17 protein-coding genes are annotated in these 26,301 nt (G+C 70.1%); 7 read left to right on the top strand and 10 right to left on the bottom strand.

What is annotated here, in order from left to right:
• Nucleotides 1-265: 265 nt before the first annotated feature.
• Together ACGFZS_RS03510 and pulA are read right to left on the bottom strand one after the other, a co-directional pair.
• Nucleotides 266-1,891: a SpoIIE family protein phosphatase gene (locus tag ACGFZS_RS03510; RefSeq protein ID WP_393793724.1), complete on the bottom strand. Its 1,626-nt coding sequence runs from the start codon at nucleotides 1,889-1,891 to the stop codon at nucleotides 266-268.
• A gap of 73 nt (nucleotides 1,892-1,964) precedes the next feature.
• Nucleotides 1,965-7,337 (bottom strand): pullulanase-type alpha-1,6-glucosidase, encoded by a 5,373-nt coding sequence (gene pulA, locus ACGFZS_RS03505; RefSeq protein WP_393793723.1) that lies wholly within the window; start codon nucleotides 7,335-7,337, stop codon nucleotides 1,965-1,967.
• Nucleotides 7,338-7,526: 189 nt separating this feature from the next.
• Here pulA and ACGFZS_RS03500 point away from each other — a divergent pair, with 189 nt between their 5' ends.
• The 4 genes from ACGFZS_RS03500 to ACGFZS_RS03485 all read left to right on the top strand — a co-directional run bounded on the left by ACGFZS_RS03500 (nucleotide 7,527) and on the right by ACGFZS_RS03485 (nucleotide 12,116).
• The gene (locus tag ACGFZS_RS03500; RefSeq protein WP_393793722.1) at nucleotides 7,527-9,602 is read left to right on the top strand and encodes a carbohydrate-binding module family 20 domain-containing protein; all 2,076 of its coding nucleotides are present in this window, start codon (nucleotides 7,527-7,529) and stop codon (nucleotides 9,600-9,602) included.
• Nucleotides 9,603-9,817: 215 nt separating this feature from the next.
• Nucleotides 9,818-10,915: an NAD(P)/FAD-dependent oxidoreductase gene (locus tag ACGFZS_RS03495; RefSeq protein WP_393793721.1), complete on the top strand. Its 1,098-nt coding sequence runs from the start codon at nucleotides 9,818-9,820 to the stop codon at nucleotides 10,913-10,915.
• On the top strand, nucleotides 10,912-11,802 hold the full coding sequence (locus ACGFZS_RS03490) for an RNA polymerase sigma-70 factor (protein WP_393793720.1): 891 nt from the start codon (nucleotides 10,912-10,914) through the stop codon (nucleotides 11,800-11,802). The genes ACGFZS_RS03495 and ACGFZS_RS03490 overlap by 4 nt, the downstream gene beginning before the upstream one ends.
• A gap of 122 nt (nucleotides 11,803-11,924) precedes the next feature.
• Nucleotides 11,925-12,116, top strand: a complete 192-nt coding sequence (locus tag ACGFZS_RS03485; RefSeq protein WP_393793719.1) for a DUF4232 domain-containing protein — start codon at nucleotides 11,925-11,927, stop codon at nucleotides 12,114-12,116.
• Here ACGFZS_RS03485 and ACGFZS_RS03480 read toward each other — a convergent pair.
• A complete protein-coding gene (locus tag ACGFZS_RS03480) occupies nucleotides 12,113-12,898 on the bottom strand; it encodes an SDR family NAD(P)-dependent oxidoreductase (RefSeq protein WP_393793718.1) in 786 nt (261 codons plus the stop codon). The genes ACGFZS_RS03485 and ACGFZS_RS03480 overlap by 4 nt on opposite strands.
• 86 nt (nucleotides 12,899-12,984) lie before the next feature.
• Between ACGFZS_RS03480 and ACGFZS_RS03475 the strand changes: the two genes are divergently transcribed.
• On the top strand, nucleotides 12,985-13,851 hold the full coding sequence (locus ACGFZS_RS03475; protein ID WP_393793717.1) for a helix-turn-helix transcriptional regulator: 867 nt from the start codon (nucleotides 12,985-12,987) through the stop codon (nucleotides 13,849-13,851).
• On the opposite strand, the gene ACGFZS_RS03470 is transcribed toward ACGFZS_RS03475, so the two are convergent.
• The 5 genes from ACGFZS_RS03470 to ACGFZS_RS03450 form a co-directional block, all read right to left on the bottom strand.
• On the bottom strand, nucleotides 13,827-15,203 hold the full coding sequence (locus tag ACGFZS_RS03470) for an alpha-amylase family protein (RefSeq protein WP_393793716.1): 1,377 nt from the start codon (nucleotides 15,201-15,203) through the stop codon (nucleotides 13,827-13,829). The genes ACGFZS_RS03475 and ACGFZS_RS03470 overlap by 25 nt on opposite strands.
• Nucleotides 15,204-15,361: 158 nt before the next feature.
• Nucleotides 15,362-17,023, bottom strand: coding sequence for a glycoside hydrolase family 13 protein (locus ACGFZS_RS03465; protein WP_393794112.1), 1,662 nt, complete (start codon nucleotides 17,021-17,023; stop codon nucleotides 15,362-15,364).
• A gap of 180 nt (nucleotides 17,024-17,203) precedes the next feature.
• The gene (locus tag ACGFZS_RS03460) at nucleotides 17,204-18,112 is read right to left on the bottom strand and encodes a sugar ABC transporter permease (protein WP_393793715.1); all 909 of its coding nucleotides are present in this window, start codon (nucleotides 18,110-18,112) and stop codon (nucleotides 17,204-17,206) included.
• Between the two features lie 13 nt (nucleotides 18,113-18,125).
• Nucleotides 18,126-19,130, bottom strand: coding sequence for a carbohydrate ABC transporter permease (locus ACGFZS_RS03455; RefSeq protein WP_393655062.1), 1,005 nt, complete (start codon nucleotides 19,128-19,130; stop codon nucleotides 18,126-18,128).
• A gap of 124 nt (nucleotides 19,131-19,254) precedes the next feature.
• A complete protein-coding gene (locus ACGFZS_RS03450; protein ID WP_393793714.1) occupies nucleotides 19,255-20,529 on the bottom strand; it encodes an extracellular solute-binding protein in 1,275 nt (424 codons plus the stop codon).
• 332 nt (nucleotides 20,530-20,861) lie between these two features.
• On the opposite strand from ACGFZS_RS03450, the gene ACGFZS_RS03445 reads away from it, so the two are divergent.
• Nucleotides 20,862-21,911: a LacI family DNA-binding transcriptional regulator gene (locus tag ACGFZS_RS03445; protein WP_393793713.1), complete on the top strand. Its 1,050-nt coding sequence runs from the start codon at nucleotides 20,862-20,864 to the stop codon at nucleotides 21,909-21,911.
• An 82-nt stretch (nucleotides 21,912-21,993) separates the two neighbouring features.
• The gene (locus ACGFZS_RS03440; protein ID WP_393793712.1) at nucleotides 21,994-22,851 is read left to right on the top strand and encodes a phosphatase PAP2 family protein; all 858 of its coding nucleotides are present in this window, start codon (nucleotides 21,994-21,996) and stop codon (nucleotides 22,849-22,851) included.
• A 282-nt stretch (nucleotides 22,852-23,133) separates the two neighbouring features.
• Here the strand turns inward: ACGFZS_RS03440 and ACGFZS_RS03435 are convergent, their stop codons facing one another.
• Entirely contained in the window at nucleotides 23,134-24,711 is a 1,578-nt protein-coding gene (locus tag ACGFZS_RS03435) for an amidohydrolase (RefSeq protein WP_393793711.1), read from the bottom strand.
• A gap of 37 nt (nucleotides 24,712-24,748) precedes the next feature.
• Nucleotides 24,749-26,200, bottom strand: coding sequence for an APC family permease (locus ACGFZS_RS03430; RefSeq protein WP_393793710.1), 1,452 nt, complete (start codon nucleotides 26,198-26,200; stop codon nucleotides 24,749-24,751).
• Nucleotides 26,201-26,301: the final 101 nt, after the last annotated feature.

Here is a 26,301-nt window from a genome sequence, read left to right as displayed (position 1 = left end):
TCAAATCCCGGCGATAAAGAGGGATTCAGGAGACCTGCGGTGACACGTTGACCTCAACCTCCACAGCGGATCTTATGCCATCGACGACAAAGAGGAGGCATTCATTCCTTCTTTATCGGCCGGTCCGCCATTTCGATCTCCGGACCTCTTCCCGCACATCTTTCGATTCCGCTCGATTCCGCTCGGCTCCGCCCGATTCCGCTCGGTTACGGCATGGGGAATCGAGGTGCGTCGGCGGTGCGACGGGTGTGCCGGGGAGGCCGGCCTAGCTCCGCGCCAGGCTCAGCGCCAGCAGGGCGACGTCGTCCTCGCGGTCGCGGCCGAAGCAGGCGAGGAGGGTGTCGCAGAGGGCGTCCAGGCCGGGCAGCGCGCCGACGGCGGCGGAGCGGAGGTGTTCCATCGAGACCGTGAGGTCGGTGCCTCGGGTCTCGATCAGGCCGTCGGTGACCATGAGGAGCCGGTCGGCGGGCTGGAGGACCAGCTCGGTGGGCGGCGGGTGGGGCAGGCCCACCCCCAGCAGCGGACCGGACGCCTTGACGTACTCGGCGCTGCCGTCCTCGCCGAGTATCAGCGGCGGGATGTGGCCCGCGTTGGCGATGCGGGTGCGTCCGGTCGCCGGATCGATCAGGGCCAGGCAGACGGTGGCCGTGACCTCGGCGTGGTAGTGCTGCAGGAGCTGGTCGAGCCGCTCGGCGAGCGCGGCCGGGTCGCTCTCCGCGAGACAGTAGGCGCGCAGCGCGTGCCGCAGCTCGACCATCACGGTGGCCGCCTCCAGCGAGTGCCCCACGACGTCCCCGACCGCGGTGAGCACCTCGTCGCCGACCCGGAGCGCGGCGTAGAAGTCGCCGCCGATCTCGGTCTCTTGAGAGGCGGGCTCGTAGCGCACCGCTATGTCGACGCCCGGCAGTTCGGGCAGCTGGTGCGGGCGGGGCAGGAAGCTGTGCTGGAGGGTGAGCGCGACATGCCGTTCCACCTGGTACATGAGCAGGGGCTCGGCGGTGAGCGCGGTGGCCTGGGCCAGCTGGGCCAGCAGTGCCTCGTTCTCGGGGTTGATCCTGCGCTGCCCGCGGGTGGGCGTGGCCAGGCAGACCGGGACCTTGCCGTCCTGGGTGAGGACCAGCGTCAGCCGGGCGTCGTGCTGGACGCCCGGCCGGAAGAACCCGGTGGGCCACAGCGGCGCCGGCACGGTGGTGATCCGCACCCCGGACTGCCCCCGGGTGAGCCGCCGCAGCAGGCCGGCCACCTCCCGGTGGGCGCCCTCGTCCGGGAGGGCGAGGGAGGTGCGTTCCCGGCACAGGCCGCGGTACAGCTCGTCGTCCTGGTCGAGGACGAAGACGGCGGCGGGGGTGCCCAGGAGGCGGGCGGCGCCGTCCGCGGCGGCGTCGGCCAGTTCGTGCAGCGAGCGCGCCGCCTGGATGGAGACGATCGTCTCCGACAGCAGTTTCAGCCGCCGTACCAGCGCCTGGTCGTCGGCGCGCAGCCGGGCGGCGCGGACCGCGGCCCGGACGGCCGCGTCGATGTCCTCCGGCTCGGCGGGCACCGTCAGATACGCCTCGGCCCCGGTGTCCAGTCCCGGGCAGCGGTCCGCCGGGGCGACGGCGAGGGCGGAGAAGTGGACGACGGGCAGCCCGGCCATGTGCGGCCGTTCCCTGAGCCGGCGGCACAGCTCGAAGCCGCTCATGTCCGGCAGGCGCACGTCTATGAGGGCCACGTCGGGCAGACGGCCCTTGCGCAGCCGTACGTCGAGTTCGCTGAGCGCCTCCGCGCCGCCGCCGACCGCGACGACCTCGTGCCCGGCCCGGCGCAGCGCGGTGCCGATCGCGTACCGGCTCGCGGGCTCGTCGTCCACGACCAGGACGGTCGTGTCTGTCAGCTTGCCGTTGACGTCCATTCTCCCAGCCCCTGGACAACGCCGGTGGGGCAGCACCCGATACCGGGCCTGCCCCACCAACCTAACGCCACTGTCACCTGGTCCGGGAGAACACCGCCACCGTGCGTCCCGGGACCAGGAACGTACCCGTGTCCGCCGCGTACGAAGCGGACTTGACAACGGAGTCCGCCCCCGAGGCCTGCACCGGGTGCAGCCGGTAGCCGGTACCGGCCAGGGCCGCCACCCGCTGCTCCTGCTGGTCCGGCGTCGCGTTGAACACGACGACGAGGTCACCGAGCCGCATGGTGATGACACCGGGTGTCTCGTCCTTCCCGGACAGCGGGAAGGAGAGCGTCGACTGCACCTGTCCAGCGGTGTCCAGCGAGAACGCGCTCTCGGTCGTACGGATTCTCAGCAGATCACGGTAGGCGGCCGAGGCTCCCTCGATCTGTGCGCAGCCGACGCTCACCGAGCTCAGCAGGGGTTTGGCGTACGGCCACTTGGACTCGTTGTCGGCGGCCGCCGGCAGCCCGCGCCCGAAGCCGTTGCCGTCGGCGCAGTTCCAGTGGATGGCGTTGAACCAGTCTCCGCTGTCGAAGGAGTTGCGGTCCAGGGACTTGGAGCGCAGCAGGTCCGTGCCCGCCTGGGAGAGCGACGGGCCCTGCGAGAGGGCGGCCGTGGCCATCGCCAGGACCTGCATCCGGGCCCGGTCCGAGGCGGAGGTGCCGGACGGCAGCTTGTACGTCAGCGCGTCGAACAGCGACTCGTTGTCGTGCGCGTCGACATAGGCGAGGGCGTCACCGGGGGCGTCCGCGTATCCGGCGGGCGAGCCGTTGTAGTCGACCTCGGCGCCGGTGACCTCCTTGCCGTCGTCGTCGGTGAACCGGTACTTCGCGAGGTTGCCGGTCAGACCGACCTTGATCAGGTCCTGGTAGTGCAGCAGCCGGGCCTTCTGCTCGGCCGTCGTGCCGTTGGCGGTGGAGGAGTTGGGGTCGGTGTACAGGCCGGAGGCGAAGCCCTGGACGCCGGGGTCGTCGTCGAAGGGGCCGCCGCCGCGGACCGCGTCCCGGGCCCGGTCGGAGAAGGTCGCGATGCCCGTGCCCGCCATGTTCTGCTGGGTGGCCTGCACGAACCGGGCGTCGTTGGCGACCTCGCCGAAGTTCCAGCCCTCGCCGTACAGGATGATCTTCTTGCCGTCGACGCCGTCCTTCTTCGGGGTCAGCGCGTCCAGCGCCTTGCGGACCGCCAGGATGTTGGCCTTCGGGTGGTGGCCCATCAGGTCGAAGCGGAAGCCGTCGACCTTGTACTCCTTGGCCCAGGTGACGATCGAGTCGACCACCAGCTTGCCCATCATGGCGTTCTCGGGCGCGGTGTTGGCGCAGCAGGTGCTGTTGGCGACGCTGCCGTCGGCGAGCAGCCGCTGGTAGTAGCCGGGCACGATCTGGTCGAGGACGCTGGTGTCCGCCTCCCCGGCGGCCGCCGTGTGGTTGTAGACGACGTCCATGACGACCCGCAGACCGTCGTCGTTGAGCGACTTGACCATCTTCCGGAACTGGACGGTACGCGCGGTGCCGTCCGGATCGGTCGCGTACGACCCCTCGGGGACCGTGAAGTGGTACGGGTCGTAGCCCCAGTTGTAGGCGTCCTTCGCGGCGACCGCCGAGACGCACTCCTGCTGCTTCTCGGAGTCGGCCGCGTAGGAGGCGAGGTCGCAGTCGGGGCTCGCCTGGTCGGCCTTCTTCTCGGGGACCGTGGCGAAGTCGAAGGCCGGGAGCAGATGCACGTACGAAGTCCCGGACTTGGCAAGGGACTTGAGGTGCTTCGAGCCGTCGCTGCCCTGGTCGGTGAAGGCCAGGTACGTGCCCCGGTCCGCGGCCGGGACCGTGCTGTCCGCCACCGAGAAGTCCCGCACGTGCAGCTCCTGGATCTGCGCGTCCTTCAGCGGTACGGCCTTGGGCTTGGTGTACGTCGACCAGCCGCCCGGCGCCAGCGACCGGTCGTCCAGGTCGACGACGAGACTGCGCTCGGAGTTCGCGGTGAGGGCGACCGAGTAGGGGTCGGTGACCTTGTTGGTGACGATCTTCCGGACGCTGGGCGCCCAGACCTTCACGACGTACCGGTAGGGCTTGTTCTTCCAGGACCCGGGGCCGGTGACGGACCAGACGCCGGTGGCCGGGTCGCGGTGCATCGGCTGGACCGCGCCGTCGAGTTCGAGGGCGACGGACTGCGCGGTCGGGGCCCAGACGGAGAGGGTGGGCTTCCCGTGGTGGAAGACCGGGCCGAGGGCGGCCTTGGTGGCCGTCGCGTACACGTCGTCGAGGACCCCGGCGATCTGTACCCCGGTCGCGGCCAGCACCGCACCGTTCACCGCGCGCTGGGAGGCGACGAGCTGGCCGCTCAGGGCCTCCCGCACCCGGCCGCGGTCGCGCGGGTCGACCGACCAGGCCGTGTAGTCCTTCAGGTGCGGGAACTTCGCCTTCTGGGCGTCGGTGAGGGCGGTCTTCGTCAGCCGCAGCCAGCGTTCGTCGTCGCTGGTCAGCGTCCCGTCCTGGACGGCGATCGAACCGTCGTGGGAGTACAGCAGCTGGGTGGAGGCGGCACCGTCGACGCCGTTCCAGGCGACCGTGTCCCGGTCGATCCAGACCGCCTTGGAGGTGGTCAGGTCGAGCGCGGCGGCGCTGCCGGCGGGCTGCGGGAGCAGGTGCTTCTCCTGGCCGTTCAACAGCCACACCTCGTAGCCGTCGGACGTGAGGTCCAGCGACTGGTCGGCGGAGAGGTCCTTCTCGTCGCCGTTGTGGATGATGTAGCTGAGGCTGGTGGCACCCTCGGTGAGCGGTACCTCGAAGACCGCGCCATAGGCATCAGTCTTCACCGGCTTCAGCGGGTTCGACCAGTCGGTGGGGTTCGCGGCACCCGTCCAGACGTGCAGGCCCCAGCCGTCGTAGTCCCCGTCGGCGCGGTGGTAGTGGATGACCGCCTTGGTGGTGTCCTGGGCGGGGTAGTCCGCGGCCGGCCGCTCGGTCAGGACGTCCGCCTTGCCCTGCTCGATCCAGACCTCGCCGGTCTGGGTGACGTCGATGGAGCGGTCGGCGGAGACGTCCTTGTTCCCGTCCTTGTCGATGACGAGGAAGCCGACGTTCGAGGCGCCCGACTTCAGCTTGACGTAGGCGAAGGCGCCGTAGGCGTCCCGGCCGGTGAAGGGGTGGCTCGCGGGCCAGGTGGTCGCCTCGCCGTCGGCGAGGTCGCCCCAGGCGTACAGGCCCCAGTCGGCGTAGTCGCCGTCGGTGCGCTTGTAGTGGACGACCGCGTAGTCGCGGGAGGAGGCGGTGGGCGTCTCGGCGGCGGGCGGGGTGCCGCTGGTGCTCGCGGCCAGGGCGCCGGCGGTGTGCCCGGCGGAGTCGACCACGACCGCCTTGTAGCGCAGGGCGGTACCGGCCGGGACGTCCTTGGCGATGGTCTGGGTGACCTTGTAGGGGGCGTGGTCGGCGGAGCCGAGGACGGTCCACTTCCCGTTGCCGACCTGGGCGGCGAAGACGACGCGGTCGAGCTGTCCGCCGGTGACGTCCGCGGTGAGGTCGACGGTGCCGGTGGCGCCGGCGGCCGGGGCGGTGAGGGTCAGGGAGGGGGCCGTGGTGGGCCTGGCGAGGGCGCCGGCGGCCTTGTAGACGACGGCGGACTCGGCCGGGACGGTGACGGTGAGGCCGTTGTCCTGGCCGGAGGTGAGGGTGCCGTCAGCGCCGTGGATCGCGCGGTAGCGCATACCGGCCGACCCGGTGGCGAAGCTCGCCGTCTTCGCCGTGTCGGCGTTGTTGAACGCGACGACGTACTCCTGGCCGGTCTTCGCGTCCGTCCGGGTGAACGCGTAGATCCCGGCGCCGTCGGCCGCGTAGCGCTCGGTCTGGACGCCGTCGGCGAGGGCGGGGTTGGCCGCGCGGAGCTTGGAGAGAGCGCTGATCTGCCGGTAGAGCGGCGCACTCGTGTCGTAGGAGTCACTGGCGTGCGTGCGGTCGGTGCCGATCTCGTCGTCGTCGAGGTAGTCGGCGACCTTCGAGGCGAACATCGTCTGCCGGGCGTCCTTGTCGCCGCCGGAGCCGGTGAAGCCCTGTTCGTCGCCGTAGTAGACGACCGGGTTGCCCCGGCTGAGGAACATCACCTCGTTGGCGAGCCGGTCCTTGGCGAGCAGTTCGGCGTCGGTGGCCTTCGGGTTGTCCTGCTCCAGGAAGGACCCGATCCGGCCCATGTCGTGGTTGCCGAGGAAGGTGACCTGCTCGTAGGCGTTGGCCTTGTCGGTCGTGTACTTGTAGTCGTCGCCGAAGACCGCCGACAGCTTCCGCGCGCTGCCGCCCTGCGAGGCGTAGGAGCGGGCCGCGTCCTGGAAGGGGAAGTCGAGGGTCGCGTCGAGCCGCCCCTGGGTGACGTACGGCGAAGTGACCGACGTGTCGGCGGAGTAGACCTCGCCGAACATGAAGAAGTTCTTACGACCGTGCCGGGCCGCGTACTGGTCGAGCGCGGTCGCCCACTGCGTCCAGAACTCCATGTTCACGTGCTTCACGGTGTCGATCCGGAAGCCGTCGATGCCGAAGTCCCGCACCCAGCGTTCGTAGATCTTCTCCATCCCGCTGACGACCTCGGGCCGTTCGGTCCACAGGTCGTCGAGCCCGGAGAAGTCGCCGTAGGTGGTGGACTCGCCGGCGTACGTGGAGTCGCCCCGGTTGTGGTACATCGTCGGGTCGTTGAGCCACGACGGCACCTTGCTGTCGCTGGTGACGGTGGGGGTGCGCGGGAAGGAGGCGGTGGAGACCGCCGGGAACTTCTTCTTCCCGTCCGCGTAGTCGGCGTCGTCGAAGGGCTGCCCGTCCTTGGTCAGGTAGGGGAAGGCGCCCTTGGAGAGGTAGTCGTAGGACTTCTCCTCGTAGTCCACGACGTCGGCGGTGTGGTTGGTGATGACGTCGAAGAAGACCTTCATGCCCTTGGCGTGCGCCTTGGAGATGAGGGTCTCCAGGTCCTTGTTGGTCCCGAAGTGCGGGTCGACCTGGGTGAAGTCGGTGATCCAGTAGCCGTGGTAGCCGGCGGAGGCGTTGCTGCCTGTCCCCTGGACCGGCTTGTTCTTGAAGATCGGGGCCATCCAGATGGCGGTGGTGCCGAGCCCCTTGATGTAGTCGAGCCGGTTGGTCAGGCCCTTGAGGTCGCCGCCCTGGTAGAAGCCCTTGTCGGTGGGGTCGTAGCCGGTGGAGAGGCGGGAGCCGGTGAGGCCGCCCTTGTCGTTGCCCGTGTCGCCGTTGGCGAACCGGTCCGGCATGACGAAGTAGAACTGCTCGCGGGTGTCGTCGTGCCGGGCGGGCGCGGCGGCCAGCTTCGCGTCGGAGGGCGGTGCGGGCGGGGCGGCGGCGTGTGCGGCGAGGGGCTGCACGAGCGCGGCGGCGAGGGCGGCGGCGGCCACGGCCGCGACCCGTCTGACTTGTATCACTGGCGTGAACTCCTAGCGACAGCGGCTCTCTTGGGTCCGACCCCGCGTGACGGTATCGCTGACGAAAGGTTTACAGCAAGAGGCTTGAAACTCACAGCAAGAACTTTCACCGGTCGTATTGACGCGATGTCTCAACTGGCCCACGCTCCAGGGTTGTTGAAGCCTGTCCCTCTTGTTTCGGAGCCGCACATGACCGGACACCGACCCCCGGGTGTCTTCAGACGCACGGCCGTCGCGATCGCCGCGGGCGCCCTGGCCCTCGCGGGCGTCGTCGCCCTGCCGGCCACCGCCGCGCAGGCGGACACCACCGCCAAGGGCGATGTGATCGCCAACCTCTGGGAATGGAACTGGAACTCGATCGCGTCCGAGTGCACCAACGTGCTCGGACCGGCCGGGTACGGCGCGGTGCAGGTCGCCCCGCCCTCCGAGTCCCTCAAGCAGTCCAGCTACTACTGGTGGGACGTCTACCAGCCCTACTCGTACACCCTGAACAGCCGCTTCGGGACGGCGACCCAGTTCGCCGCGATGGTCACCGCCTGCCACACCGCCGGCGTGAAGGTCTACACCGACGCGGTGATCAACCACACCGCCGCCCAGACCGGCACCGGCTACGACGGCACCACGATCACCAACAAGTACGACACCCCGGACTGGGACCCGAGCGACTACCACACCTCCGCCGACTGCCCCACCTCCGACCTGACCATCCAGGACTACTCGAACCTCACCCAGGTCCAGAACTGCGAACTGCTGGGCCTGCCCGACCTCAAGACCAGCGCGGACAACGTCCGTTCGGGCCTCGCCGCCTTCCTCAACAAGCAGATCGCGCTGGGCGTCGACGGCTTCCGCGTCGACTCGGCCAAGCACATCCCGGCCACCGACATGGCCGCCATCGTCGCCAAGCTGAACACCACCACGTCCGGCACGGCGCCGTACGTCTTCGACGAGGTGTACCCGGGCTCGACCCCGCAGCCCAGCGACTACTACGGCTCGGGTGACGTCCTGGACTTCACCTACGCGAGCAAGATGAAGTCGGCCTTCCAGGGCAACGTCAGCGACCTCTCCTCCCTCGAAAGCAGCGGCATCCTGCCCGCCGCCAACTCGGTGTCCTTCGTGACCAACCACGACACCGAGCGCAACGGCCTGCACATGAGCTACAAGGACGGCGACAGCTACAAGCTCGCCAACCTCTTCGAGCTGGCCTACAAGTGGTCCACCCCGACCATCTACTCCAGCTGGCAGTGGACCCAGAGCGACCAGGCACCGCCGAACTCGTCCGGCTTCGTCACCGACACGAACTGCTCCAGCGGCTGGAACTGCCTCGACCGCGACACCGCCGTCGTCGGCATGGTCGCCTGGCACAACGCGGCCGGCAGCGCGGCCGTCTCCAACTGGCAGACCATGTCGTCCAACGTCATCGGCTTCGGCCGCAGCGGCGCCGGGTTCTTCGCCGTCAACAACGGCTCCTCGTCGGCCACCTACACCTTCGCGACGGGCATGGCCGACGGCACCTACTCCAACGTCATCGACGGCGGCGCGAGCACGGTGACCGTCTCCGGCGGCAACGCGTCGATCACCATCCCCGCGAAGGACGCCGTCGCCTTCTACAACTCCTCCTACACCTGCACCGTCGGCTGCGACGACGGCGGCAGCGGTGGCGGCGGCTCCACCTCCACGGTGACCGCGACCTTCAACGAGTACGCCTCCACCACCACCGGCACCAACGTCTACGTCGTCGGCTCCATCGACGCCCTCGGCGCCTGGGACACCTCGAAGGCCATCCAGCTCTCGTCCTCCGGATACCCGATCTGGTCGGGCGCGGCGAGCGTCCCGATCAACACGTCCTTCACGTACAAGTACATAAAGAAGGACAGTTCAGGCAATGTGACCTGGGAGTCCAACGCCAACAGGTCGGCCACGACCACCACTTCGGCGGTCTCCCTCAACAACTCCTGGAACGTGGCGAACGCCGACGCCACCGACGTCACCTTCAACGAATACGCCACCACCGACTACGGCACCAACGTCTACGTCGTCGGCTCCATCGCCTCCCTGGGCTCCTGGAACACCAGCGACGCGATCCCGCTGTCCTCGGAGTCGTACCCGACGTGGAGCAAGCTGGTGATCGTCCCGAAGAGCACGACCTTCGCCTACAAGTACGTCAAGAAGGACTCGTCCGGGAACGTGACCTGGGAGTCGGGCACCAACCGGTCGTACACGACCGGCACCTCGTCCGGCTACACGGCCAGTGACACCTGGAAGTAGCCGCGCAAGCTCAACAGTTGCGGACGGGCTCTCGTCGGCGTACGTCGACGAGAGCCCGTCCGTCCGCCTCTCTCCGCTCCAACTTCCCGACCTGCCCGGCGGCCCGCCGCCCTGCGAGTTCGGCATGCGGTGATGCAGATCACTCGGCCCGTCCGTCACGGGCGCGAGACGTGCCGCATCCCGTGTCTGAGCTGATTCCACAACAGGAGGCATTCATGAGGGTCGTGGTGGTGGGCGCCGGCTATGCGGGGACGATCGCGGCGAATCGGCTGGCCAAGAAGGTGAAGGCCGTGGAGATCACGGTGATCAATCCCCGTCCGGACTTCGTCGAGCGGGTGCGGCTGCACGAGCAGATCGCCGGGACCGGCGCTGCGGCGACCCCGCTGACGTCGATGCTGCGCGAAGGGGTCACCACGAGGTTGGACACCGTCGACAAGATCAGCGACGCGGAGGTTGTTCTCGGCGACGGATCGCGTCTCGACTTCGACTACCTGTTCCTGGCGGTGGGCAGCACGGTCGCACCGCTGCCGGGCACGGTTCCGGTGGGGATCTGGGAGGGCGCGGAGCGGGCCAGGGCCGCGCTGGCCGGGCTGCCCGGCGGGAGGACGGTCACCGTCATCGGCGGCGGGCTGACGGGCATCGAGACGGCGTCCGAAGTCGCCTTCGGCCGCCCGGACCTCCGAGTGCGGCTCGTGGGACGGACGATCGCCGCGAGCCTCTCGGCGGGGGCGCGGAAGCGTGTACGCACCGGACTGGGCCGCCTGGACGTGAAGATCGTGGAGGACTCCGTCGCGCGGGTCGACCCCGGCGCCGGGGAGAGCGGAGGCGACGCGGTGTGTCTCCACTCGGGCGCGCGGTTCGCCTCCGACCTCACGCTGTGGGCGATCATCGGGGGCGTGCCCGAGCTGGCCGCCCGCAGCGGGCTGGAGGTGGATGCCGACGGGCGTGCCGTGGTCGACGAGTACCTGCGCAGCGTGAACGCCCCGAGGATCTTCGTCGTCGGTGACTGCGCGGCGGTTCCCGGCGCCCGAGCGGCCTGTGCGACGGCCCTGCCTCAGGGCGCGCACGCGGCGGATACGCTGGTGCGGATGATCGAAGGCCGTATGCCCGAGCCTTACTCGATGGGGTACACCGGGCAGTCGCTGAGCCTGGGCCGACGCGACGGGCTGCTCCAGGCCGGCCGCAGGGACGACACCGTACGGCGGCTCTTTCTCGCCGGGCGCACCGCGGCCCTGGGCAAGGAACGACTCTGCCGCTACGCGAGGTCCGGCGCCCGGACCGCCGCCTACGCCTGGCTGAAGGGCCCGAAGTGAGCGAACGGCCGGACCCCGAGGACGAGTTCACCGCGCACAGGGCCCTGCTGTTCTCGATCGCCTACGAGATCCTCGGATCGGTGGCCGACGCGGAGGACGTGCTCCAGGACAGTTACCTGCGATGGCGGTCGGTGAGCCACAGTTCGGTGGAGAACGCACGGGCCTATCTCGCGAAGATCGTCACCCGGCAGGCGCTCGGTGTCCTGCGGTCGGCCGTCCACCGCCGGGAGCGGTACGTGGGACCGTGGCTGCCCGAGCCGTTGATGACCGACGCGGTCGGCCACGCACCCGACGGCATCGACCATGTGCTCACCGGCGAGGCCGTCACCACGGCGATGCTGCTGGTGCTGGAGGCTCTCACGCCGGCCCAGCGCGCGGTCTTCGTGTTGCGGGAGGTGTTCGCCTTCGACTACCCGGAGATCGCCGCCGCGGTGGGCAGGTCCGAGGCCGCGGTACGGCAGCTGAACCAGCGAGCCCGCACCAGTGTGCACGCGAAACGGCACACCGCGGTCGCCACCCCCGAGGAGTCACGGCAGATCGCCGAACGGTTCCTGACGGCGGCGGCCACCGGCGACGTCCAGGGTCTGATGGACGTGCTCGCACCCGGCGTGGTGTTCCTGGGTGACGGCGGCGGGCTCGTGACCACTGCCCTGCGCCCCGTGGTCGGGCCCGACAAGGTGGCCAGACTGCTCCTCGGCCTCCTGGCCAAGGGTGCCCACCTGGGCGAACTCGACATCCGCCTCGGCATCTACAACGGAATGCACTCCGTCGTGGTCCTCATCGACGGCGTACTCGATCAGGTGACGTCGATCGAGGTCCGCGGCAGTGCCGTGACGGCCGTCTACTGCGTCCGCAATCCGGAGAAGCTCACCGCCGTCAAGACCTGAACCGCGCGGGGAGCCCAGCCGGATGTACGGGTCGGAGCTGAGGCTGGTTCCTGCCTTTCACACCTCCAACACCTGCGGGAATCCCGACTGCGGACGGGTCGATCCGACGTCACGGCCGGGGTGTGGCCGAGTACGCCAAGGACCCGGGCAAGAAGACCCTGGTCCTCAAGGACGGCCAGAGCGGCGAGGCCGTCGTCGCCTGGACCCACGCCGACACCGGCGCCTCGGGCGCCGTGCACGCCTCCTACCTGGAGATCACCCCGCCCGCCTCGACCCAGCACAGGACGCTCGCCTTCCGTCACGCCGTGAGCTAGGCCCGGGCCCCGCCGTCCACCCGCAGGACCGTGCCCGTCACGTAGGAGGCACGGTCGCTGAGGAGCCACGCGGCGGCCTCGGCGATCTCGTCGGGGTCGGCGGTGCGGCCCAGGGGGGTCTGCGCCTTCATGCGGTCGACGACACCCGGGGTGTCCGCCTCCCAGGCGCGGACCATGTCGGTGACGGTGCCGCCGGGGGCGATGGCGTTGACGCGGATGCCTTCGGGGCCGTAGGTGACGGCGGCCGACTCGGTGAGGCTGTTGACGGCGCGCTTCAGGGCGCCGTAGACCGGCAGGACCGGGTTGGCCCGCAGGCTGCCGATGGAGGAGTTGTTGACGATGGCGCCGCCGGAGGCGGTGGCGCGGATGGCCTCGACCTCGGCGGCCATGGCCAGCCATACGCCCTTGAGGTTCACGGCGGTGATCCGGTCGAAGTCGGCTTCCGGGAGTTCGTCCAGGGGGCCGGGGTGCTGGATCACCCCGCCGTTGTTGAAGGCCAGGTCGAGCCGGCCGTAGACCTCCACGGTCCGGTCGACGGCGGCCCGTACGCTCGCCGCGTAGGCGAGGTCGCACACCGTGTGGTCGGCACTGCCGCCGGCCGCCCGGATCTCCTCGGTCACCGCCTTGAGCTGGGTCTCCGTCCGGGCCGCCAGCAGGACGCGGGCGCCCTCCCGGGCGAAGAGCCGGGCGGCCGCCGCGCCGATCCCGCGTCCGGCGCCGCTGACGAAGGCGACCTTGCCGGCCAGCAGGCCCTGCCGATGCGTGGTCTGTGTGTGGTTCATGGCGTTCAGCCTGCGCCGGGGTGCGGGGCTCAGCCAGGCACCGGCGGTACCTGGATGGGGTCGGGCGCCCGGCGCACACTGGACGCGTGGACAGGCATGAACTCGCGGCTTTCCTGCGCAGCCGACGTGAGCGGATCGGTCCGGGCGAGGTGGGACTGCCCAGCGGGCCGCGCCGCCGTACGCCGGGGCTGCGGCGGGAGGAGGTGGCGCAGCTGGCGTACATCTCGACCGAGTACTACACCCGTCTGGAGCAGGCCCGGGGGCCGCGGCCGTCGCGGGAGGTGCTGGGCGGGCTGGCGCGGGCGCTGCGGCTGTCGGACGCCGAGCGGGACCATCTGCACCATCTGGCGGGGGCCCCGCCCGGGCCGCCGCGCGGTCCCGTGCGCGAGGTCCGGCAGAGTCTGCTCGACCTGCTGTGCCGGCTGCCGCAGGCGGCGGCGATCGTGACGTCGGCGACCTTCGAGATCCTCGCCTGGAACGACCTGGCGGCCGCGCTGATGGAGGACTTCTCCGCGCTGCCGCCGCGCGAGCGCAACCTGGTGCGGAAGGCGTTCCTCGATCCGCTGCCGCCGGGTGAGCGGCTGTACGGGGTGTCGGACCCGGACGCGTTCGTCCGGGTGTCGGCGCAGCGGCTGCGGGCCGCCGCCGCCCGCTACCCGGACACGCCCGAGGTGTCCGGGCTGGTCGCCGAACTCCTCGCCGGCAGCGAGGAGTTCGGGCGACTGTGGGAGTCGCACGACGTGGCCACCCAGCCGACCCAGGTCAAGACCTTCCGCCATCCGCTGGTCGGCGACATCACGGTGAACTGCGATGTCCTCGACGTCCCGGACCGGGACCAGCAGGTCGTGATCTACACGGCCGCACCGGGCTCACCGTCCGAGGAGGCGCTGCGGCTGCTGTCGGTGATCGGCACCCAGCGGATGGCTCCTCAGCAGGCGGACTTCCCGGCGTAGATCGCGAGGGCGGTGTTCGAGGCCAGGGTGGCGGTGAACTGGCCGCTCGCGTCGACCGTCACCGAGGTGTTCGCCTGCACGTTGCAGTACGTCCCGGCCGGCAGCGACGTCTGGTAGGTCCGGGTCAGCGAGCCCGACTCGTGGTTGATGGCCACGTATCCCTTCGCGCCCCGGCCGAAGGCGATCGCGTCGGCGCCGTTGTCCCACCAGTTCGTCATCGCCTCGCCGCGCACCGCGTTGCGGAAGGCGACCATGCGGATGATCTCGGGCCAGGCGTGCTGGCACTTCCAGCCGTCCTGCCAGCAGGCGTTCACGACCCCGTTGTTGGGCGGACCCGCGTCGGCGTCCGACCACTCGTAGCCGGAGTTGATGTCCGGGGCGCCGTAGGGGTAGGCGAGCATGAAGACGTTGGCGAGCGTGTAGTTCGCGCCGTCCTTGTAGTTGAGCGTGCTGCCGTTGCGCTCGGTGTCGTGGTTGTCGACGAAGACCCCGGCGACCGAGCTGCTCATGTACCCCCAGCCCTCGCCGTAGTTCTTCAGGTAGGCGAGGTTCTCGTTGTTGAAGACGCGCTTGAGGTCGTAGGCGTAGCGGAACTCCTGGACGTCCCCGTTGCCCGTGTACTCGGTGGGCTGGACGGCCTCTCCGGAACCGTAGATGACCTCCTGCTTCCAGTACACGGACGGGTTGGTCAGCCGCGTCTTGATGTTGGCGAGGTCCTCGGCCGGGATGTGCTTGGCCGCGTCGATGCGGAAGCCGTCGACGCCGAGGCTCAGCAGGTCGTTCAGGTACCCGGCGATGGTCTTGCGGACGTACTCCTCGCCGGTGTCCAGGTCGGCCAGGCCGACGAGTTCGCAGTGCTGGACGTTCCAGCGGTCGGCGTAGTTGGAGACGAGGGAGGTGCAGTCGTCGAAGTCGTAGGAGGAGTACAGGCCGGGGTAGTCGTACTTCGTGTACGACGAGCCGCCGGTGCCGGTGCCGCTGCCCGCCGACATGTGGTTGACGACGGTGTCGACGACGACCTTCACCCCGGCCGTGTGGCAGGTGCTCACCATGTTCTGGAAGGAGGTGCGGTCGCCGAGCCGTCCGGCGATCTTGTACGACACCGGTTGGTACGACGTCCACCACTGCGAGCCCTGTATGTGCTCGGCGGGCGGGGAGACCTGGACGTATCCGTAGCCGGCGGGGCCCAGGGTGTTGGTGCACTCCTTGGCGACCGAGGCGTAGTTCCACTCGAAGAGGACGGCGGTGACGTCCTTGGTGCCGGGCGGGGAGGCCGACGCGACGGACGGGGTCATGACAACGCTACAGGCGGCGAGCGCCAGTGCGGCGGAGAGTGTCTTACGACGTGCCATGTGGGGTTCCTTCACCTTTGAAGGCTCTTGCAGAAACCTTGCTGAAACCTTGCGGTTGCGCAGATGCTAAGGGCCCGCTCCCCGGATGGGTAGCGGGCCCTGTGAAGTTGCTGCAAGAAGTTACCCGGTGACGCCCCGTCAGGCGGCGTCAGACGATGTCAGGCGGTGGTCCACCACACGGTGGTGTCCGCCGGTAGCTTCGCCTCGCCGTCCGCTTCGGTCAGTTCACCGCTGGCGAGCAGCACCCTGCCGTACGCCGGAGTCGTCACCGACTCCCCGCTCGTGTTGGCGACGCACACGAACTCCCCGCGCCGGAAGGCGAGTACGCCCTCGGGGGCGCGCAGCCACTCCACCGCGTCGCCCGCACCGAGGTCGGGCTGCTCGCGGCGGGTGCGCAGCGCGGTGCGGTACAGCTCCAGCGTCGAACCGGCCACCCCCGTCTGCGCCTCCACGCTCAGCTCGCCCCAACTGGCGGGCTGCGGAAGCCAGCTGCCCCCGCCGCCGAAGCCGTACGAGGAGCCCTCCCGCGTCCACGGGATCGGCACCCGGCAGCCGTCCCGGAACCCGTCCTGGCCGGCGCCCCGGAAGTACGCGGGGTCCTGGCGGACCTCGTCGGGCAGGTCCACGACGTCCGGGAGGCCCAGTTCCTCGCCCTGGTAGACGTAGGCCGAGCCGGGCAGCGCGAGCATGAGGAGGGTGGCCGCCCGCGCCCGGCGCAGACCCAGTTCCCGGTCCCCCGCCGTACGGATCTGGGTGCCGAGGCCCGGCGGGTTGGCGAAGCGGGTGGCGTGCCGGGTGACGTCGTGGTTGGACAGCACCCAGGTGGCGGGGGCGCCGACCGGGCGCATCGCCTCCAGGGTGCGGTCGATGACCGCCCGCAGCTCCTTCGCGTCCCAGTCCGTGCTCAGGTACTGGAAGTTGAAGGCCTGGTGCAGCTCGTCCGGGCGGACGTAGTGCGCGGTCCGCTCGACGGTCGGCGTCCACGCCTCCGCGACGAAGATCCGCTCACCGGCATACTCGTCGAGGACATGCCGCCACTGGCGGTACACCTCGTGCACCCCGTCCTGGTCGAAGAACGGCATGACATCGTTGCCCAGCAGCTTCAGCTGGTCGGCGTCCCCGATGTCCGGGAGCCCCTCCGCCTTCACCAGGCCGTGGGCGACGTCGATCCGGAACCCGTCCACGCCCATGTCCAGCCAGAACCGCAGGATGGAACGGAACTCGTCGCCGACGGCCGGGTGCTCCCAGTTGAAGTCGGGCTGCTCGGGCGCGAAGAGGTGCAGGTACCACTCGCCGTCGGCGACCCGGGTCCACGCGGGCCCGCCGAAGATGGACTCCCAGTCGTTGGGCGGGAGTTCGCCGTTCTCGCCCTTCCCCGGGCGGAAGTGGTAGCGATCGCGCGACGGCGATCCCGGCCCCTCCGCCAGCGCCCGCTTGAACCACTCGTGCTGGTCCGAGGAGTGGTTGGGCACCAGGTCGACGATGATCCGCAGCCCCAGCGCGTGCGCGTCCCGGATGAGCGCGTCCGCGTCCAGCAGGTTGCCGAACATCGGGTCCACGGCCCGGTAGTCGGCGACGTCGTAACCGGCGTCGGCCTGCGGCGAGGCGTAGAAGGGGCTCAGCCAGACGGCGTCGACACCGAGGTCACGCAGGTACGGGAGTCTGGCGCGCACACCCTCCAGGTCGCCCATGCCGTCACCGTTGCTGTCGGCGAAGCTGCGCGGATACACCTGGTAGATCACCGCGTCCCTCCACCAGTCGCTGCGCTTGGCTTTGGCGGGGTTCGGTGCCGGGGCGATGGCGGAGTGCTGCTGGCTCATGGCTTCCTTGGTACGTAAGGGGGTCATGGGATCAAGTGTGCGTAGAACGGTGATGACGAGACGGCCGCGGTGTCAGCGGGGTCGGATGGACATCGCGGCCGCCTCGGGTTTCGGGTGCGGCGCCGTCGGGGCTGGTCGCGCAGTTCCCCGCGCCCCTTGCGGGGCGCATGTGAACCGGGGTTACCCCTTCGTGCCGCCGGCGGTAAGCCCGGTCACCAGGTTCTTCTGCACGAGGTAGAAGAACACGGCCACCGGTATCGCGATCAGCACCGCCGTCGCGGTCATCAGGTTCCGCTGTGCGTCGTGCTCACTGATGAAGCTCTGCAGCCCCACCGCGAACGTGTACTTGTCGTCGCTGAGCATGAACGTGGACGCGAACGCGACCTCGCCGAAGGCGGTGAGGAAGTTGTAGAACGCGGCGACCGCGAGGCCGGGCTTGGCGAGCGGCAGGATCAGCCGGGCGAAGGTGCCGAAGGGGGAGAGTCCGTCGACCCGGCCGGCCTCGTCGATCTCGAAGGGGATCGTGTCGAAGTAGCCCTTGAGCAGCCAGGCCGTGTAGGGCACGACGGTGGTGCAGTAGACGAGGATCAGGCCGAGGTAGCTGTCGATGAGGCCGAGCCGGGACATGATCTGGTACATCGGCACGATCAGCACGGCGATCGGGAACATCTGGGTCACCAGCAGCAGCCACATGAACTTGCGGTAGCCCGGGAAGCGCATCCGGGAGACCGCGTAGCCGGTGGTCGAGGCGAGGATCAGCCCGATGACCGTCGTACCGCCGACGACGATCATCGTCGTCCTGAACCAGTCCCAGAAGCCGGTGTGCTGGAGGACGAAGGAGTAGTTGTCCAGCGTCATCTTGTGCCAGATGCCGCTCGGGTGCAGGTAGTCGTCCTTGTCCGGGCCGAGGGACAGGAAGATCAGCCAGCCGACCGGGAAGAACGCGATCAGGCTCGCGACGCCCAGGACGCCGTGGGTGACGGCGGTGCCGAGCGGGCCGCGCTCGCCACGGCCGCGGGGGCGGCGGGTGCTGGTCACGGGGGTCTCCTCGGCGACCTGGGCGGAGGTCTCGACGGTGGTCGTACTCATGGGAACTCCTGCCTCAGATCGCGAGCTGCTGGTCGTTGCGGTTGAGCCAGCGGCGGTAGAAGGAGGTGAAGACGATCAGGATGGCCAGCAGCAGCATGCCGTAGGCGGCGGACTGGGCGAAGTCGCGCGGCTGCTGTCCGAAGCCGAGGTAGTAGGCCCAGGTGACCAGGATCTGCGCGTCCGGGGCGGTGTTGCCGAACAGCAGGAAGATGACGGCGAACTGGTTGAACGTCCAGATGATGCCGAGCAGGACGACGGTGGAGCTGACGGACCTCAGCCCCGGCAGGGTGACGTACCGGAACCGCTGCCAGGCGCTCGCGCCGTCCATCTCGGCGGCCTCGTACAGGGTGCCGTCGATGGCCTGGAGGCCGCCGAGCAGCGAGAGCATCATGAACGGCACACCGCACCAGGTGTTGACGAGGATCGCGGCGGCCCGCTGCCAGAACGTGTCCTCCAGCCAGTCGGGTTGCGGCAGATGGAGGAAGTGCAGGGTCGCGTTGATGATGCCGCCGTCGGCGAGCATGAACCGCCAGCCGAAGACGGTGACGAAGGTCGGCACCGCCCAGGGCAGCACCAGGACCATGCGGTAGAAGGTGCGGCCGCGGAACTTCTCGTTGAGCAGCAGGGCGAGGCCGAGGCCGATCGTGTAGTGCAGGGTGACGCAGAGCGCGGTCCAGACGATCGTCCAGAGGAAGTGGGACCAGAAGCGGTCGTAGGACGTCGGGCCGAACAGGATGTCCTTGTAGTTGTCCAGGCCGATGAACTTGTAGGTGGCGTCGATGTGGTTGACGCCGATGGTGCGGGCGGTGTTGAGGCTGTTGGCGTCCGTCAACGTGAGGTAGAAGCCGTACACCAACGGGTAGACGACGAGCGCCCCGAGCACGACGGCGACGGGGGCGATCATCGCGTAGGCGTACCAGTACTTCTGGTAGCCGTTCTTGATGCGCCGGCCCAGCCCGGGGCGGGGCGCGCGGTCACCGTGGCGTTTGCCGGTCGCGCGGTCGATGGCGACTGTCATGGTTCGACACCTTCTGGAAAATCCGGGATGGGCGGGCTGGGCGGGCCGGGCGGCCTGGACACAGGCCGGTGACCGCCGGAGCGCTCCCCCCTGAACGGGGCGCGCTCCGGCGGTCACGCGGGGCCTACTTGCTGAAGTCGGGGACGAGCTTCTCGATCCCGAGTTCGGCGGTGCTCAGCCCCTTGTCCAGGGACTCCTTGCCGCCGGCGATCTTGGTCAGCTCGGTGCCGACCGGACCCCACAGGGAGGAGTACTCGGCGAGCGCCGGGCGCGGCTGGGCGGAGGCGAGGACGGCCTGGTAGCCGGCGATGCCCAGGTCGGCCTTGACCGCGGCGGTGTACGCGTCGGAGCGGGTCGGCAGGGTGGAGTTCTTCAGGGCGATCTCCGTCTGGGACTTCGCGGAGGTCATGAAGGCGACGAACGTCTCGGCGGCGGCCTGGTGGGCCTTGTCGATGCCGGCGTAGATCGAGAGGTTGTGACCGCCGGTCGGGGCGCCCGCCTTGCCGGTGGAGCCGGCCGGGACGGTGGCGATGCCGAGGTTGGACTTGTCGCTGAACGCGGAGCCCTTGTAGAAGTTGGTGATCTCCCAGGGACCCTCGATGGTCATCGCGACCTTGCCGTTGACGAAGGCGTCCTGGCGGTGGGCGTAGGCGTCGGCGGTGACGTCGGCCTTGTGCAGGCCCTTGCCGGAGTAGAGGTCCAGCCAGGTCTGGTAGCCCTTCTTGGCCGCCGCCGAGGTGATGGTGATCTTCTTGGCGGAGGCGTCGACCATGTCGGTGCCCTCGCCGTAGAGGAAGGGCTGCGTGTAGTACGCGGCCTCGGGGCCCCAGTAGCCGGTGGTCTTGGCCTTGTCCTGGATCTTGGCGGCGTCGGCCTTGACCTCGTCCCAGGTGGTGGGGGCGGCGGTGATGCCGGCCTTCTTGAACAGCGCCTTGTTGTATACGAGCGCGAGGGTGTCGGTGACCAGCGGGACGCCGTAGGTCTTGCCCTCGTACTGGGCCTGGGTGATCAGGCTGGACTGGAACTTGTCCTTGTCCGCGAGCGCGGCGGTGCCGTCCAGCGGCACGAAGTAGCCGGCCTTGGCGAAGGCGGGGGTCCAGCCGACCTCGGAGCGCAGCACGTCGGGGGCGCCCTTGCCGGACTGGGCGGCCGTGTCGAACTTGTTCTGCGCCTGGTCGAACTGGACGTTGACGTACTTGACCTTGATGTTCTTGTTGGCGGCCTCGAACTGCTTGATCAAGGCCTGGTACGTCGGTGCCTCATTGGTGGCGTTGGAGGTGTCCCACCAGGTGATGGTGACCGGGCCGTCCGACTTGCTGTCGCTGTCGCTCCCGCCGCACGCCGTCGCCGTGAGGGCGAGGGACGCCACCAGCGCGGAGGCCGCTATGCCACGCCGCATGAGTTCTCCTTGGGGTGAATGCCCGGGCCTTCGCTGCCGCCGGGCGTCAGGGAACGTAACAGCGATGTAAGCCTTGCGAAAGACCTTGCAGCAAAAAAGTGCAAGAGATCTCCGAAGTTATCCGTGCGTGACCTCTCGGCGACCGCCGTGAGACGCTTGTTTACGGCGGTAGAGCACCACGGCGGCCAGTTGTGCAAGACTCTGCAAGCTCTTGCTGTCACGTTTCATGAGGGAGTGCGATGACGCAGCAGCCCGGACCGGGCCGCCCCCCAGGCCGCATCAGGCGCCCGATCGGTGTGCAAGGGGACATACGGCCGGTACAGTCCAGTGCCGTGACCACACGGCTTGCCGACATCGCAGCGCAGGCGGGGGTGAGCGAGGCGACGGTGAGCCGGGTCCTGAACGGGAAGCCGGGTGTCGCGGCCACCACCCGCCAGTCCGTACTGGCCGCGCTCGACGTCCTCGGCTACGAGCGTCCGGTACGGCTGCGCCAGCGCAGTGAGGGCCTGGTGGGCCTGATCACCCCCGAGCTGGAGAACCCGATATTCCCGGCGCTCGCCCAGGTCATCGGGCAGGCGCTGACCCGGCAGGGCTACACGCCGGTGCTCGCCACCCAGACCCCGGGCGGGTCCACGGAGGACGAGCTGACCGAGATGCTGGTGGACCGCGGGGTCGCGGGCATCATCTACGTCTCCGGGCTGCACGCGGACACCACCGCCGACATGCAGCGCTACGAGCGGCTGCGGGCGCAGGGCGTGCCGTACGTCCTCGTGGACGGTTTCTCGCCGAAGGTGCAGGCGCCGTTCATCTCCCCCGACGACCGGGCCGCGATGACCCTGGCCGTCACCCACCTCGTCTCCCTGGGCCACACCCGGATCGGCCTCGCGCTCGGCCCGAAGCGGTTCGTCCCCGTGCAGCGCAAGATCGAGGGCTTCGTGCGGGCGATGCAGGACCAGTTGGGCCTGGCGACGGACGTGATCGAGTCCGAGCTCGTGCAGCACTCGCTGTACACCCTGGAGGGCGGCCAGGCGGCCACCACGGCGCTGATCGACCGCGGTTGCACGGCGGTCGTCTGCGCCAGCGACATGATGGCGCTCGGCGCGATACGGGCGGCCCGGCAGCGCGGCCTCGACGTCCCCCGGGACGTCTCGGTGGTCGGCTTCGACGACTCCCCGCTCATCGCCTTCACCGACCCGCCCCTCACCACCATCCGCAAGCCGGTCCCGGCGATGGGCCAGGCCGCGGTGCGCACCCTGCTGGAGGAGATCGGGGGCACCCCGGCTCCGCACAGCGAGTTCGTCTTCATGCCGGAGTTGGTGGTGCGCGGTTCCACGGCGTCCGCGCCGAACCTGGGAAACAACCGTGCGGTACTCGCGAAGTAGTCGCGCTGCCGTAGAACATGCGGCGTGAACCCAACCTTGGGATGATCTGTCGAGGACGCCTTTTCTGGCAGACTCTGTGCCTATGAGTGACTCGACCGTGACAGAGCCGGAAGGTCGCGCACAGCAGACCCTTCCGCGGACCGTCACGGGCGAGGGGGAACAGGGGTTCCTACGACGGCTGCGCACGCCGCGCCGGCCCCGGCTCTGGTTCGAGATCCTGCTGATCGCGGTGAGTTACTGGACCTACTCGCTGATCCGCAACGCGGTACCGGAGCAGAGGGCGCAGGCGCTGCGCAACGCGGACTGGATCTGGCGGACCGAGCACCAGCTGGGGATCGCCGTCGAGGAGTCGGTCAACCACGCCGTGAACTCGGTGACTTGGCTGATCGTCGGGATGAACTACTACTACGCGACGCTGCACTTCGTGGTGACGCTGGGGGTCCTGGTCTGGCTCTACCGCAGCCATCCGGGCCGCTACGCGGCGGCCCGTCTCGCCCTCTTCGCCACGACCGGTGTCGCCCTTCTCGGCTACTACCTGTTCCCGCTCGCCCCGCCGCGCCTGATGACCGGGGGCGGCTTCGTCGACACGGTGATGGTCCACCACACCTGGGGGTCGATGGCCTCCGGCGACCTCAAACACATGTCCAACCAGTACGCCGCGATGCCGTCCATGCACATCGGCTGGTCGCTCTGGTGCGGCCTGACCGTCTTCGCCCTCGCGTCGGTCCCCTGGGTACGCCTCCTCGGCCTCCTCTACCCCACCGCCACCCTCCTCGTCATCGTCGCCACCGCCAACCACTTCTGGCTCGACGCGGTCGGCGGCGCCCTCTGCCTCGCCTTCGGCTTCACCGTGGCCCGCCTCTGGTACGGCACCCTCCCGTACACCCTGCCCCGGCAGCCGACGGGGGCGAGCCTGCTGCGAAGCCCCGCGGGCGGCTGAGACGGGGGCCTGCGGTCGGCTCGGGCGGGCTTCGGTCCGGAGCAACGGCCGGTTCGGCACCGCCGACCACCACCGCGGTGGCTGAGCGCCGTTGCGGCGGGGGAAGGGGGCCGACAGATGATCCGGATCGGCGGATGATCTGGGCCGGCAGACGCTGTGGGCCGAGGTCGTTCGTGAACCGCCGGTTCAGACCAGCCGTCGGCCCCCTTTCCCCGCCGCCACGGCGCGCAGCCACGACGGCGGAACTCGGCGGTGCCGGACCCGCCTCGGCCAGCCGGCGGCTCACTTGCCCCGGTGCACCACGTGGCCCCCGGTCACCGTCAGTCGTACCGGGGCCTCGGTCAGTTCGTCCGTCGGGGCGGTCACCGGGTCGAGGGCCAGGGCGGTGAGGTCGGCGCGACAGCCCGGCGCGATACGGCCCGCCAGCTGCTCCTCGCCCGCTGCTCGCGCCGCGTGGCTCGTGCAGCCTTCGAGGGCCTCCAGGCCGGTGAGGCCCGGGCCCGAGGCGGCGCCGCGTGGGGTGCGGGCCGTGGCGAGGACGGAGCGTACGTCGTAGGGGGCGATGGGCCAGTCCGAGCCGAGGGCGACCGTGGCGCCGGCGTCGCGGAGGTCGCGGAGGCGCCAGGCGCGGTCGGCGCGGTCGGTGCCCAGCCGGCGGGACCACTCGTCGGTGCGGTCGGCGCGCGTGTACGCGGTGTGCGGCGGCTGCATCGACGCGGCCACCCCCAGCTCGGCGAAGCGCGGCAGCAGCGCGTCCGGCGCCGTCTCGATGTGCTCGATCCGGTGCCGGCCGGCCGCGCCGGGCCCCAGCCCCGCCACCACGTCCAGGACGTTCCGTACCGCCGCGTCCCCGATGGCGTGCGTGGCCGTGCGCACCCCGGCCGCGTGCAGGTGCCGTACGGCCGCCGCGTACCCCTCGGGGTCCGGCCAGAACGCCTCCGTGCCCTGCCCGTGGCAGTCCGCGTGCTCCAGCCAGGCGGTGCCCCCTTCCACCGTCCCGTCCATGAAGAACTTGACCCCGTCGACCGTCCAGTGCCGGCCGCCCCGCCCCTGCGCCGCGACCAGCTCCGCCAGCCCGGTCCCGTCCACGCCCGGCATGCACCAGGGCGCGAAGCGCAGCCGCAGCGGCAGCACGGTCTCCTCGGCCACCGCCCCGACCAGCTCCGCGTCCCCCGCGTCCATGACGTGCGCCCCGGTGAGCCCGGTGGCCGCCATCGCGGCGAGCAGTTCGACGAGGCGGGCCCGGCGGGCCGCGTACGACGGGCGGGGCATCACCCGCTCGACCAGTTGCATCGCCGCGTGCTCGACGAGGTGCCCGGTGGGGCGGCCCGAGGGATCGCAGACGACCTGCGCCCGCTGGGCGAAGGACCGCGCGCCCGTGACGCCCGCCGCGGCCAGCGCCGCGCCATTGGCCAGGGCGGAGTGGCCGTCGTAGAGCCGGAGGAAGGCGGGTGCGCCGCCGAGGACGTCCTCGACGAGGGCGCGGTCGACGGGGCGGCCCTCGAACGCGTTGTGGTCGAGGCCGAAGCCGATGACCCAGCCGTCGATCCGTTCGGCGCCGGTGAGCGCCGCCCGCAGGCCTGCCAGATCGCGGACGCCGGACAGGTCGGCGCCGGTCGCCATGTCCAGGCCCCACACGGGGTGGCTGTGGGCGTCCACCAGGCCCGGCACCAGGTGCGCGCCGTCCAGCGCCACGACCTCGGTGCCGGGGCCCCGCCACTCCCGTACGTCCCGCTCGTCGCCGACCGCGGCGATCACCCCGTCGCGTACGGCGACGGCGGTGGCGTGCGGCCGGGCGGGGTCGAGGGTGCGGACCTCGGCGCCGGTCAGGATCAGGTCGGGGGCGGCGGTGGCGGTCATGGTGCGGTGAACTCCCTTGTTCGGCAGGATTGTTCGGCTACTCGGTCGGTTCGGACGCGAAGTCCGCGTACACCTCGGGCCGTGCGCGGCGCAGCCACCACGCGAGGCCCAGGCCCGCGACGAAGACGGCGGGCGCGATGACGATCAGCAGGGTGTTGACCGTGTCCGAGGCGCCGGTGAACAGGTCGATGTGGGTGATGACGAGCCCTATCGCGGTGGCGAGGAGGACGGCGGCGACGGTCGGGGCGACCACGGTGCGCAGGGTGCCCTCCTCGTGCCGTACCCGCCGGAAGTAGCAGGGCACCGCGATCGCGGCGAGCAGCTGGAGCGCGAACAGGCCGATCATTCCGGGCGTGTTGACCCACAGCAGCAGCTGGTTGTACGGGTCGGCGCCCGCCGCCCAGAAGCCGATCACGACGACGGCGCCGAGGACGGTCTGGGCGATGCCGGCCAGGTACGGGGAGCGGTGGCGCGGGTGGATCCTGCCCAGGGTCCCGGGCAGCACGCCCTCCTCGGCGAGGGCGAGGGCGTAGCGGTTGATCGCGTTGTGGAAGGCGAGGAGCGAGGCGATGATGCTGGTCACGATGAAGACGTGCATCAGGTCGGCCGCCCAGCCGCCCACGTAGGTGGTGATGGCGGTGAAGAAGAGGCCCCCGGGGTCCTTGGCGGCGGCCGCGATGACGTCCTGGTTGCCGAAGGCCTGGATGATGATCCACACCATGAAGGCGTAGAAGAGGCCGAGGAAGGCGACGGCCACGTAGGTGGCGCGCGGGACCGTGCGGTTCGGGTCGCGGGCCTCGCGGCGGTAGATGACGGTCGACTCGAAGCCGGTGAAGGCGGCGAAGGCGAAGGCGAGGACGACCGCCGTACCGGAGACGAAGACGTGGCCGGGGGCGAAGGACGCGCCGGACAGGCCGTGCGCGCCGCCCTTCACCAGCACTCCGCCGGCGAGCAGGACGAGGATGCCGGTCTCGGCGACCAGCAGTACGCCGAGCAGCTTGGCGCCGAACTCGATGGAGCGGTAGCCGCCGTAGCCGATGAGGAGGAGACCGGCGAGGGCGATCGGCAGCCACGGGACGTCGATGCCGAAGAGGGCCTTGGCGGTGTCCCGGCCCGCGCTGCCGAGGAGGCCGTAGACGCCGATCTCCATGCCGTTGTAGCCGATGAGGGCGAGCAGGGCGGCGCCGATGCCGACGGGGCGGCCGAGGCCGCGGGTGATGTAGGCGTAGAAGGCGCCGCCGCTCCTGACGTGCCGGCTCATGGTGGTGAAGCCGACGGCGAAGACGGCGAGGGTGATGCCGGCGATGAGGTAGCCGGCCGGGGCGCCGATGCCGCCGAGCAGGACGGCAAGGGGGGCGACGCCGGCCATCACCGTGAGCGGGGCGGCGGCGGAGATGACGAAGAAGGCGATGTCGGCGGTGCCGAGCGAGCCGGAGCGGAGGGTCGCCACGGCGGGTGGCGTGCTCTCCTCGCGAGCGGTGACGGACATGGAGGGGGAGCCCTTCGAGCGCGACGGACGGGGAGGGTTCCGGGCGTGCGGGATGACCGGCGCTACCAGGGCAGGGACTGCCCCGGACCCGTAAATCTAAA

Source organism: Streptomyces sp. NPDC048288, assembly GCF_043201555.1.
Classification (GTDB): domain Bacteria; phylum Actinomycetota; class Actinomycetes; order Streptomycetales; family Streptomycetaceae; genus Streptomyces.
This window is presented reverse-complemented; position numbering and strand designations above follow the sequence as displayed.